This window comes from Mycobacterium sp. RTGN4, from assembly GCF_033804635.1.
Lineage (GTDB): Bacteria > Actinomycetota > Actinomycetes > Mycobacteriales > Mycobacteriaceae > Mycobacterium.
The window spans coordinates 149,802-160,871 of record NZ_JAPZLB010000010.1 but is presented as its reverse complement, the minus strand read 5'-3'; the positions used below and the strand labels follow the sequence as shown (position 1 = coordinate 160,871).

Sequence of the window (11,070 nt, the reverse complement as noted above, 5' to 3'; positions counted from 1 at the left end):
CAGCCTGCGCCGGCTGATCACGTTCGGCGCCTGTGCGGCGTTGGCGCTGAGTGGATGTGCGTTCCAAGGGGTGAACTCACTGCCATTGCCGGGGGCCGTCGGCCGCGGGTCGGATGCCACCGTGTATCACGTGCAGTTCGCGAACATCGGTACGCTGGAATCGAATTCACCAGTATTGATCGATGACGTGGTGGTCGGCAGCGTCGGCAAGATGACGTTCTCGAACTGGCACATCGACGTCGACGTGTCGGTTCGACCCGAAGTGGTGGTGCCCGCCAACGCCGTTGCGACGGTGGGTCAGACCAGCCTGCTCGGCTCCATGCACGTGGCGCTGGACCCTCCAATCGGCCAGGCGCCCCAAGGGCGCCTTGCGCCAGGCGCCACCATCGGCGTCGACAAGACCTCCAGCTACCCATCCACCGAACAGACGCTGTCGTCGCTGTCGGCCGTCGTCACCGGAGGAGGGTTGGGTCAGATCGGCGATGTCATCCACAATCTGAGCGCCGCCCTTTCCGGGCGCGAGGGCGAGGTCCGTGACCTGCTGACCCGGCTGGACACCTTCGTCGGCACGTTCGACCGCGAGCGCGCCAACATCATCGCCTCGATCGAGGCATTGAACAGGCTCGCAGGCACTTTCGCCGACCAGCGGGACACCATCTCGCGGGCGTTGACGACCATCCCACCCGCCCTTGACGTGCTGATCAAGGAAAGGCCCAGGTTCACCACCGCGTTGGACAAATTGCGCGTATTCAGCAACACCGCAACGGGACTGGTGAACGACACCCAGGAAGACCTGGTGACGGACCTCAAGAATCTCGAGCCGACATTGAAGGCGCTCGCCGACGTCGGGAAGCACCTCGACGGCGCAATCGCGTCCTTTACCGCCTTCCCGTTCGGACAGAACCTCATCGACCGAGCAGTGCGGGGCGACTACATCAACTTCTACGGCGTACTCGACCTCTCCATTCCGCGACTGAAGCGGACCTTTCTGAAGGGCACGCGATGGGGCGACGAGAACGCGACGCTGCCACCAGCACCGGGAGAGCCCTACTGGAGCAGGTACACCTTTGACCCCCTGGGCTTGCCGCTGCAACCGCCGCCGCCCGGCGGTCCGCTCGGCGCGGTCCCGGGTTTTCCGCCGACACCTCAACTGAATGCGTTGCCGCCCGGCGCGGTACTTCCCATCGCTCCGCCACCGACGATTGCCGACGCGCAGCCGTCCGGATCGCCGATATTCGCCGGGCCATACGGCGCACCGGGTGGTGGCTGATGCTGAGCCGCTTCGTACGAATTCAGTTGCTCGTCTTCACGATCGCCTCGGTGATCGGTATTGCGGCGATGGTCATCGGCTACATCCAGGTACCGACACTGCTAGGTATCGGCCGCATCACCGTCACCCTGCAGCTACCAAGCGCCGGCGGGCTCTACCGGTTCAGCAACGTCACCTACCGTGGGGTCGAGGTCGGCAAGGTCACCGAGGTGAAGACCGTCGACGGCAGGCGCGTCGATGCCACGCTGTCCCTGAATACCTCGCCCAAGATCCCGGCGAACCTGGTGGCCAAGATCCGCAGTGTCTCAGCGGTCGGCGAACAATACGTCGACCTGCAACCCCCCAACGACTCGCCGCCGTACCTTCGCAACGGCTCCGTCATCGGATTGGGGCAGACCGCGATTCCCGAACCGGTCGGCCCGATGCTCGACAAGCTCAACCTGCTCGTCGAGACCATCCCGAAGGACAAGCTCGGGCCGTTGCTCGACGAATCGTTCAAGGCCTTCAACGGCGCGGGGTACGACATCGGGTCGCTGATCGACTCTGGTTCGAAGCTGACCAAGGACCTCAACAGCGTTGCCGATCAGAGCCGTGCGCTCGCCGATGACTCAGTGCCGCTGCTGGATTCACAAGCTGAGACCACCGACGCGACGAGAACGTGGGCGCGCAGCCTTGCAGGCATCACCGGTCAGCTCGCACAGCACGATGCGCAGGTCCGGACACTGCTCGAGACCGGTCCCGGCTTCGCCCAAGAAGTCTCCCGGCTTCTCGAGCAGGTCAAGCCCACGCTGCCGGTATTACTGGCCAATCTCAGCTCCATCAGCCAGATTCTGGTGACCTACAACAAGTCGCTTCAGCAATTGCTGGTGTTGTTCCCGCCGTACCTTGCCGGCCTCCAATCGGTTGCCCCGGTGAGGAATCCGACCGGAATGGCCATGGGTGACTTCGCGGTCTCGGCCTCCGACCCCCAGGACTGCACGGTCGGCTTCCTGCCCCCGTCGCAATGGCGATCGCCCGCTGACCTCACCGAGGTCGACACACCGGACGGGATCTACTGCAAGTTGCCGCAGGATTCGCCGATCACCGTCCGCGGAGCCCGCAACTTCCCCTGCGTCGAGCATCCGGGCAAGCGCGCCGCCACCGTGCAGGAGTGCAACAGCGACAAGCCATTCATGCCATTGGCCATGAGGCAGCACGTGCTGGGCCCGGCCCCGTTCGATCCGAATCTGGTCGCTCAAGGCGTCCCACTCGACCGCCAATCGAATCCCGGGCAGAACCTCTACGCACCGGTGGAAGGCACCCCGATGCCACCCGGGCAGCCACCGGGGCCACCCGCGCAAGCCCCGCCCGCCCCGGATGCGCCACCTCCCCCCGATCTGGCCGCGCCGCAGGAGCAGGCGCCCTCCGACCCTGCGCCTGAAATTCCTAGTAGCGATCCTGGCGCACCGGCAGTCGCGCCAAGCTCGTTCACGGGCAACGGATCCGATGCGCGGCCGGCAGTCGCGACCGCTCAGTACAACCCCGAGACCGGTGCATACATGGCCCCGGACGGTCACCTGTATCACCAGTCGAACCTCGTCACGGCGAAGGCGCCCCAATCGTGGACAGACCTCATGCCGGGCCCAAGCTAGCGGGAGCGCCTCCGCTGTCCCACGATCTTTGTAATCTTTGTTACTTTTGATGGATAGCGCCTGCGTAGACCCCAGGTAGCGGGCTTTTCACTGTTAATATGACTCTGCCATGACAACATTGGGAATCGGGCCCGAAGCGCGGCGTCGGCTGTCCGCACGGCGCACCGCCGAGATCGTCGCAGACGAGCTTCGCAGGCAGATCATCGAGGGTGAGCTCTCCGATGGCGACCTTTTGCCGCGGCAAGAAGTGCTCGTATCGCAATTCAACGTGAGCCTCGTTTCACTGCGTGAGGCGTTACGGATCCTGGAGACCGAGGGCCTGGTATCGGTCCGCCGAGGCAACCGTGGTGGCGCCGTCGTCCACGCGCCCGCCAAGGCGAGCGCCGCCTACATGCTCGGACTTCTGTTGCAGCGCGACGAAGTTCAACTGGGTGATCTCGGTACCGCCCTGCAAGAGCTGGAGCCGACGTGTGCAGACCTTGCCGCGCGCCGGAGTGACCGCAAAAAGACGCTCGTCCCGAAGCTGCGCGAGCTCAACGATTTAATGGCCGAGCACGTGGAAGACGTGCCCCGGTTCGCCGAGCTCGGCGGACAGTTTCACGATGAGATCGTCAGGGGTTGCGGCAATCACACCGTGATCGCGGTCGTGGGCAGCCTCGAGGCACTGTGGGGTGGCCACCTCAACTGGTGGGCCCAAGAACGTGCCGCTCGCGGCAAGTTGCCGACGATGACTCAACGCCGCAACACGCTGACCGCACACACCAAGATCGCCGATGCGATCGAGGCGGGCGACGGCGAACGTGCGCGCAAGCTCGCCGCCCGGCACCTCTCGACTACTCAGACGTATCTGTCGGCCGGCCATCTCGACCAACGCATCGTCGCGCTGTCCCCGCAAGCCCTGCGGTAGCGCGTCAACCGCGGGACACCAGACCGGCATTCGGACGGGCGAGCGCCCTAGTTTCGTTGCCGGCCATTGCATTTCGATCCGATTGATCACACTGCTCGGGCAGCCCGGTGGGCGCTTCCTTGACCTAGCTTGCTTAAAATAGTAAAGATAGAGATACAGAGGCCCCGCTAGACTTTGCTGCCCGGGAGGCACAGGTGACGATCAGCACCGATCCGCAGGACCCGCCGGCTGCCCCTGACCTGGACACCGATCCGTACGGCTACTTCGCGCACATGCGCAAGACCGCGCCGGTCTGGCGCGGCACGCTCATGGAGAGCGACCTGATGCCGGCCGAGCTCAAGTCCGAGGAAAACTGGACGTTGTTCGACTTCGAGAGTGTCTTCACCGCCTTCCGAGAAGATGAGGTGTTCGCCTCGGAGATGTACAACCAGACGATCGGCCTCGTCTTCGGGCCGACGATCCTCGGGATGCACGGAAAACAGCACCACGACCATCGCAGCCTGGTGTCGAAGGCCTTCCGCCAGAGCGCACTCACACAGTGGGAACCCGAAGTGATCGACCCGATCTGCGATCAACTGGTCGACGAGATCAAAAACGACGGGCACGCCGACCTGGTCAAGGCGGTCACGTTCGAATTCCCCACCCGGGTCACCGCAGCGTTGCTCGGCCTTCCCCAGCAAGACCTGGAGATGTTCCGGCGACTCTCGCTGGACCTGATCTCGATCATGGACGACATCGAGGCCGGGTTGAACGCATCGGTCGAACTGGGCACCTACTTCCAAGACCAGGTGGACCAGCGTCGTAGCAAGATGACCGACGACGTCATCGGCGATCTCGTCGCAGCGGAGATCGACGGCGAGCGGCTCACCGACGAAGCGATCATCTCGTTCTTGCGGCTGCTCCTTCCGGCCGGCCTCGAGACCACCTACCGATCATCGGGAAACCTGCTGTACCTACTCCTCACACATCCCGAACAACTGAATGCGGTGCGGCAGGATCGCGACCTCATTCCGGCCGCGATCGAGGAAGGCATTCGATACGAAACACCGTTGGTCCTGGTGGCACGCAACACCACCCGCGACGTGGAGATGCATGGTCTGACGATCCCAGAGGGCGCAGCGATCACACTGTGTATGGGCTCGGCCAACCGCGACGAAAAGCGTTGGGACGACCCCGATAAGTTCGACATCCACCGGCAGCGGCGCGCACACATCTCCTTCGCCGGCGGCATTCACAGCTGCCTGGGCATGCACCTGGCCCGGGTCGAGACTAAGGCGATGCTGAACAGCCTATTCGACCGCGTGACCGATCTGGAGCTGGTGCCGAGCGACGACTCCGAGATCGTCGGCATGCCGTTCCGGTCACCCGGGAGCCTGCCGGTGACGTTTCGTCCCCTCACATGATTCGGGACGTCCGGCCCTGCCAATAGCGTTCTCGGATGCGTCGCTTGTAGAGCTTGCCGTTCGGGTCGCGCGGTAACTCGGAGGCGAATTCGACTGTGCGAGGGCACTTGTAGGTTGCCAGATGGGTGCGGCAGTACTCGATGAGCTCGGCTTCCAACTCGGGCCCTGGCGCGACCCCTTCGGCCGGTTGCACGACCGCCTTCACCTCTTCCCCGAACTCGTCGTTGGGCACGCCGAACACCGCGGCATCGACGAGCTTGGGATGCATGGTCAGGAGGTGCTCTGCCTCCTGCGGGTAGATGTTCACGCCGCCGGAGACGATCATGAAGCTCGCGCGGTCCGTGAGGTACAGATAGCCGTCATCGTCGAGATAGCCCATGTCGCCCAACGATCGCCACCCACGATCGTTGGAGACCGACGCGGTCTTCTCGGGATCCTTGAAGTATTCGAACTGCGGGCCGCCCTCGAAGAACAGTTCGCCCGACTCGCCGACCGCCAGCTCGACGCCATCCTCGGCGACCACGTGAACCGGGCTGAAGGGCTTCCCCACCGATCCGGGGTGAGCGAGCCAGGCCTCGGGCCCGATGGTGCAGCCCGCGAAACCCTCAGTGCCGCCGTAATACTCGTAGATGATGGGACCGAACCAGTCCATCATCTGGTGCTTGACGTCCACCGGGCATGGAGCGGCGGCGTGGATCACGCATCGAAGGCTGGATACGTCGTACGAAGCGCGCACCGCTGCAGGTAGTTTCAGCATCCGCACGAACATCGTTGGCACGAACTGGGCGTGGGTGACCCGGTGGTCAGCGATGAGCCGCAGCACCGTTTCGGCGTCGAACTTGCGCATCAGGATCGACGCGGCGCCGACTCGTTGGACCGCCATCGTGTAGTTGACGCCGGCCGCGTGGTAAAGCGGCGCCGGCGAAAGGTACACGTCCGACGACGTCATGGCGTAGCCCGTCGAAAGCGCCTGCTCCAGAACGCCTTGCGCCCATGAGCCGTTGCCGTCCGTCGGCAGTGGACGCCGCACCGCCTTGGGCCGCCCCGTGGTGCCCGACGAGTAGAGCATCTCGGAGCCGTCCAACGGCGGCGGCGCCTCCCCCGCACCTGCGACCGCGTCGTCGTACGCGCGCCAGCCGGGCAGCTCGCCACCGACTGCGATGCGAAAGTCGACGTTGGGGTTGGCCGTCAGTAGATGCTTGGCGAGCTCCGCCATCGACGCGTCGACGAAGACCGCCCTGGCCTCCGAGTCTTCGACGACGTAACTGACCTCGTCAGGAGTGAAGTGAGTGTTCACCGCGCTGTAGTACAGGCCGGAAAGCTGGCAGCCCCAGGTGAGCTCGAGGAACTCTCGGCGGTTGGGCAGCACCAGAGCGACGCCGTCGCCACGCCGCAGCCCCGCCTCGTACAGCAGGGCCGCGACGCGCTGACTCCTTTGATAGAGCTCGCCGTACGAGACCACGCCGCCGTCCGCGAGAATCAGCGCCGGTGACTCCCCTGATCCGATCGCATGGTCGGCGAGGTCCATCTACGTAGCCGGCGAACCGTCACTCGATGCGGCCGACGCAGCCTGCCGTTGCGCCATCTCCGCGGGCTTGATTTGGCCGCTCAGCACCTGACCGATCAGTGCCTGCACGTCCTTGCTCATCGACGCAAGGGCGACCAGGTCGTTGGAGGTCTGCCAGTGCACCCGCATTCCCATCAACTCCCAGGCCCGCTTGATGTTCGCCTTGGTCATCATCAGAGTCGTCAGCGGAGCCTGCGCGATGTGGCGGGCGATCGACTCGACGCGGTCGTTCAGTTCGTCGCGCGGCACCACTTCGTTGACGAGGCCGTACTCGAGCGCCTTGTTCGCGTTCACGACCTCGGCGGTATACAGGTAGTACGCCGCCCGTCGCCAGTTCATGAAAACCCAAGGCTCGATGGAGCATTCACCCGATGGCATGCCGAAGCCCTGCAACGGCGGGTACGAGAAGTAGGCGTCGTCGGAGGCGATCACGATGTCGGTGGTCAACCCGTAGTGGGTGCCGCCGCCGAGGCAGTACCCGTGCACCTGGGCGATGGTCGGCTTGGAGAACTCCCACAGGTTCAGCGTCGGCTTGACGAAGAGATCGGTCTGCGCCTTCCACGGCGTGCCCGTGCGTGCTGCGCCCTCGGCAAAACTCGGGTAGTCAGTCGCGTTGTCGCCGATGCAGTGGCCCGAGCAGAAGCCCTTGCCGTTGGCCTTCAGGATCAGCACCTTGATGTCGTAGTCGCGATCCGCGTCGAGCAGTGCCGCGTCGACCTCCTCGGCCAGCTTCTGATCCTGGGCGTTCGCCTTCTCTGGCCAGTTGAGCGTCACGCGGGCAATGGATCCCGTCTTCTCGTAGATGATCCGCTCGCGGGTCTCCGGACCTAGATCCATGTGTCTGTACCTTTCCTGGGTTGCTCGATCACCACGTGATCACACCGATTTCGGCGCCGATGTCGTAAGTGGTGCCAACCTCGCCGGTCCACTGCACGGTGCCCGAGGCACCGGCTTCGATCTCCTGCTCCACCTTCTCGGTCGCGATGGAGAAGAGCGGCGCACCCTCCTCGACGTGCTGGCCCGCCTCGACGAGGCATTCGACGAGTTCGGCTTCGGAAACCGCCACCGAAACCCTCGGAATGCGAATGATGAAGTCAGCCATGGATGCTCGCCGTCGACGGCTTCAGCGTGCGTAAGGCCGCCTCGACGATGCGAGCGGGCGAAGGCAGCACGGCAGCCTCCAGCGCCGCGGCCGCCGGTGTCGGGACGAACCTCGCGCCGACCCGCTCGATGGGCGCCTCGAGCCGTCCGAACAACTCCGCCCCGAGAATCGCCGCGACCTCGGCACCCGGGCCTGCGAACTGCACGGCGTGGTGCGTGATGACGGCCCGTCGCGTTCGCCCAACGGATTCGACGATGGTCTCGACGTCGAGCGGAACGAGCGTGCGCAGGTCGACGACCTCGGCACTGACCCCGTGCGCTGCCTCGAGGATCTCCGCGGCGGCCAAGGCATCGTGCACGCTACGGCCGTAGCCGATGAGGCTGACGTCGGTGCCCGGCCGCTTCACGTCGGCCTGGCCGAGCGGGATGGAGAAGCCGGGATCGGTTGGTACCAAACCCTTCTGGCCCTGCAATCGAATGGTCTCGATGAACAGGCAGGGATCCTCGTCGAATATCGCCGACGTCAGCAGGCCCTTACCGTCACGCGGGGTGGACGGGATGATCACCTTCATCCCCGGCACGTGCATGAACCACGCCTCCAGCGACTGCGAATGCGTTGCGCCGGTAGCCAGCCCGCCGTAGACCTGGGTGCGTACGGTGATCGGCGCCGTCGTCCTGCCCGCAGTCATGAAGCGCATTTTCGCCGCGTTGTTGACCAACTGGTCGGCGGCGATCCCGATGAAGTCCATGATCATGATCTCCGCGACCGGCAGCATGCCGTCGATCGCGGCGCCGATGGCCGCACCGACGATGGCGGCCTCCGAGATTGGCGTGTCCAGCACGCGAGCGTGGCCGTACTTCGTCGACAGCCCGGCCGTCGGGCCGGATGCACCTGGATCGGCGATGTCCTCGCCGAGCAGGAACACCCGCTCATCGGATTCAAGCGCCTGGTCGAGCGCGAGGTTCAGCGCCTCGCGCATTGTCATCTCTTTCTCGTTCATCGCCGACCTCCTCAACTGGGGAATGCGATCGGGGTGGCGTAGACGTCTCGGTCCAGCTCCTCGAGGGTCGGGGCCTCCGCCGCCATGACGGCGTCGAGCGCCTCTTCGACAGCGGTGAGCGCGCCCTCGTCGATGCCGCTGAGTTCGTCGTCGGTACACACCCCGGTGTCGATCAACTGCCTGCGGAAGCGCGGGACGGGATCGGCCGCCATGGCAGCTTGCAGTTGCTCTTTGGGGATGTACTTCATCCGGTCGCCGAAGTAGTGACCGCGGAACCGGAACGTGACGCATTCGAGGAACGTGGGGCCATCGCCGTTGCGGGCCTTGCCGATCGCCTCGGCGAGCGCCTCGGTGACCGCAAGCGGATCGTTGCCGTCGACGCGGACCCCCGGCATGCCGTAACCCGCCGCACGGTCGGCGACGTGTTCGAGCTTCATCGTGTCGGATGTCGGCGTCATCTCCGCGTACTGGTTGTTCTGGCAGACGAACACCACGGGCAGGTCCCACAGCGCGGCCATGTTCGCCGCCTCGTGGAACGAACCGGTGGCGGTCGCACCGTCTCCGAAGCTCACCACCGTCACGCGGTCGAGGCCCTTGCGCTGTGCGGCCATCGCGAGGCCGACGGCCACGGGCGGGCCCGCCCCGACGATGCCCGTCGACAGCATCACGCCCACTTCGGGTTTGGCGATGTGCATGGTGCCGCCCTTGCCCCTGGCCGCGCCGACGGTGCGCCCCATCATCTCGCCGTAGATCTCCTCCAACGGCACACCCTTACCGATCAGGTCGTGGAGTCCGCGGTACGTGGTGACCAGCTGGTCGTCGGTCCGCAACGTCACGCCCATGGCGGCGGCGATGGCCTCCTGCCCACGAGATGGCCAGTACACGCACATGAACTCGCCGGTGCCGATGCCCTTGCTCAGTCGGTCATCGGCGGCCTTCATCAACACCATCAGGCCATATAGCCGTTTCTGAATGTCGGCGCTGGGACTCACTTTTCGTACGACCCGATCTCGCGGTACACGTTCGGGATGGGCGGGGGCTCCATGTTCAGGTATTTCAGCGACGACATCTTGCCGCTGGCGCCGAGCTCTCGTAGCCGGTCGACCACGGCGTCGAGGTCATCACAGTCGAGTTCGTAGATCGCGATGAACGGTCCGTTGCCGTCCGTCGGGGCGAAGCGGCGCGCGCCGGTAATGCCCTCGACGGAGCAGATCTCCTCGAGGTGCGTGCCGTTGTACCACTCGTGGTATTCGGCTTCGCGATCCGGTGAGACGGGCGTCGTCTCCAGATAGATGATCCCCTTCACAGTCCCCTCCAGGCCCTTGCCTTGACGCCGCACCCGGCGTCGACCGCGATCTGCTGGCCCGTGACGTAGCGGGCGCCGTCAGACGCCAGGAAGACCACCAATTCGCTGATGTCCTCGGGCTCGACGTACGGAATCGGCATCGCCTGCAGGAACGGGAACGTCAGCTCGGCGTCCTCGCGGGTCGGGTTCTCCAGGTCGGGCCGGAAGGCCCGGTACATCGGCGCGCTATGCAGCATGTCGGTATTCACGTTGGTGGGGTGCACCCCGTTGACCCGGATGCTCTGCGGCGCCAACTGCAAGGCGAGGTCGTTCACGTAGTGCGCAACGATCTGCTTGGCGAAGCCGTAGCCCGCCCCTCCGCAGCCTGCGTCGATACCGCCGCTGTTCGACGAAGAGAGTGCGGCCGCCATCGATCCGGTGATGACGATCGACGCCCCCGACTGCAGGTGCTTGATGCTCGCGTGCACCAGGTTGAGCACGCCGACCAGGTCGACGTCGACCGCGTCGATGAACGCCTGGATGCCCGAACCCGCCGTGAGCGGCGCGATGCCTGCGTTGGCCACCACGACGTCGAGTCGGCCGAACTCCGCCACGCCCCGGTCGATCGCCGCCGAGAGCGCCACGCGGTCACGGACGTCGGCGATCTCGGTGAAGGCGCGCTGGCCCTCCTTCTCGACCAGCCGGGCCGTCTCGTCGAGATCTTCCGGCCGCGCGAGCGGGTACTCGTTGGTCGCGATGTCCGCGCAGATGTCCACGGCGATGATGTCCGCGCCCTCGGCGGCGAGCAACTGTGCGTGTGATCGGCCCTGGCCGCGCGCCGCGCCACTGATCAGCACGACCTTGCCGTCTACTCTGCCCATCGCTGGCCCTCCATCGCTGTCAAA

The 11,070-nt window shown here is 65.1% G+C and carries 11 protein-coding genes; 4 read left to right on the top strand and 7 right to left on the bottom strand.

Features of this window, described 5'->3' with window-relative positions; genetic code table 11:
• The first annotated feature begins 4 nt into the window (after positions 1-4).
• The 4 genes from SLQ30_RS22045 to SLQ30_RS22030 all read left to right on the top strand — a co-directional run bounded on the left by SLQ30_RS22045 (position 5) and on the right by SLQ30_RS22030 (position 5,211).
• A complete protein-coding gene (locus tag SLQ30_RS22045) occupies positions 5-1,270 on the top strand; it encodes an MCE family protein (protein WP_413468130.1) in 1,266 nt (421 codons plus the stop codon).
• Complete coding sequence (locus SLQ30_RS22040) at positions 1,270-2,901, top strand: MlaD family protein (protein ID WP_319448649.1); 1,632 nt, start codon at positions 1,270-1,272, stop codon at positions 2,899-2,901. Before SLQ30_RS22045 ends, SLQ30_RS22040 begins: the two co-directional genes overlap by 1 nt.
• Positions 2,902-3,010: 109 nt before the next feature.
• Positions 3,011-3,808 (top strand): FadR/GntR family transcriptional regulator, encoded by a 798-nt coding sequence (locus SLQ30_RS22035; protein WP_319448650.1) that lies wholly within the window; start codon positions 3,011-3,013, stop codon positions 3,806-3,808.
• 194 nt (positions 3,809-4,002) lie between these two features.
• Positions 4,003-5,211 carry a cytochrome P450 gene (locus SLQ30_RS22030; RefSeq protein ID WP_319448651.1) on the top strand — a complete coding sequence of 403 codons (1,209 nt, stop codon included), beginning with the start codon at positions 4,003-4,005 and terminating at the stop codon, positions 5,209-5,211.
• On the opposite strand, the gene SLQ30_RS22025 is transcribed toward SLQ30_RS22030, so the two are convergent.
• The 7 genes from SLQ30_RS22025 to SLQ30_RS21995 are packed head-to-tail and all read right to left on the bottom strand — an operon-like array spanning position 5,204 to position 11,046.
• Entirely contained in the window at positions 5,204-6,739 is a 1,536-nt protein-coding gene (locus tag SLQ30_RS22025; protein ID WP_319448652.1) for an acyl-CoA synthetase, read from the bottom strand. The genes SLQ30_RS22030 and SLQ30_RS22025 overlap by 8 nt on opposite strands.
• Entirely contained in the window at positions 6,740-7,615 is an 876-nt protein-coding gene (locus SLQ30_RS22020) for an enoyl-CoA hydratase-related protein (RefSeq protein ID WP_319448653.1), read from the bottom strand.
• 28 nt (positions 7,616-7,643) lie between these two features.
• Positions 7,644-7,880, bottom strand: a complete 237-nt coding sequence (locus SLQ30_RS22015; protein ID WP_319448654.1) for a biotin/lipoyl-containing protein — start codon at positions 7,878-7,880, stop codon at positions 7,644-7,646.
• A complete protein-coding gene (locus tag SLQ30_RS22010; RefSeq protein WP_319448655.1) occupies positions 7,873-8,880 on the bottom strand; it encodes an alpha-ketoacid dehydrogenase subunit beta in 1,008 nt (335 codons plus the stop codon). Before SLQ30_RS22010 ends, SLQ30_RS22015 begins: the two co-directional genes overlap by 8 nt.
• Before the next feature lie 11 nt (positions 8,881-8,891).
• The gene (locus SLQ30_RS22005) at positions 8,892-9,830 is read right to left on the bottom strand and encodes a thiamine pyrophosphate-dependent dehydrogenase E1 component subunit alpha (protein WP_319448792.1); all 939 of its coding nucleotides are present in this window, start codon (positions 9,828-9,830) and stop codon (positions 8,892-8,894) included.
• 38 nt (positions 9,831-9,868) lie between these two features.
• A complete protein-coding gene (locus tag SLQ30_RS22000) occupies positions 9,869-10,186 on the bottom strand; it encodes a hypothetical protein (protein WP_319448656.1) in 318 nt (105 codons plus the stop codon).
• Positions 10,183-11,046 (bottom strand): mycofactocin-coupled SDR family oxidoreductase, encoded by an 864-nt coding sequence (locus tag SLQ30_RS21995; protein WP_319448657.1) that lies wholly within the window; start codon positions 11,044-11,046, stop codon positions 10,183-10,185. The genes SLQ30_RS22000 and SLQ30_RS21995 overlap by 4 nt, the downstream gene beginning before the upstream one ends.
• Positions 11,047-11,070: the final 24 nt, after the last annotated feature.

What these genes read in the sequence shown, in the direction of transcription:
- SLQ30_RS22040 (WP_319448649.1), top strand. Translation starts at nt 1,270, where the DNA reads ATGCTGAGCCGCTTCGTACGAATTCAGTTGCTCGTCTTCACGATCGCC.
- SLQ30_RS22035 (WP_319448650.1), top strand. Translation starts at nt 3,011, where the DNA reads ATGACAACATTGGGAATCGGGCCCGAAGCGCGGCGTCGGCTGTCCGCA.
- SLQ30_RS22025 (WP_319448652.1), bottom strand. Translation starts at nt 6,739, where the DNA reads ATGGACCTCGCCGACCATGCGATCGGATCAGGGGAGTCACCGGCGCTG.
- SLQ30_RS22020 (WP_319448653.1), bottom strand. Translation starts at nt 7,615, where the DNA reads ATGGATCTAGGTCCGGAGACCCGCGAGCGGATCATCTACGAGAAGACG.
- SLQ30_RS22015 (WP_319448654.1), bottom strand. Translation starts at nt 7,880, where the DNA reads ATGGCTGACTTCATCATTCGCATTCCGAGGGTTTCGGTGGCGGTTTCC.
- SLQ30_RS22010 (WP_319448655.1), bottom strand. Translation starts at nt 8,880, where the DNA reads ATGAACGAGAAAGAGATGACAATGCGCGAGGCGCTGAACCTCGCGCTC.
- SLQ30_RS22005 (WP_319448792.1), bottom strand. Translation starts at nt 9,830, where the DNA reads ATGGTGTTGATGAAGGCCGCCGATGACCGACTGAGCAAGGGCATCGGC.
- SLQ30_RS21995 (WP_319448657.1), bottom strand. Translation starts at nt 11,046, where the DNA reads ATGGGCAGAGTAGACGGCAAGGTCGTGCTGATCAGTGGCGCGGCGCGC.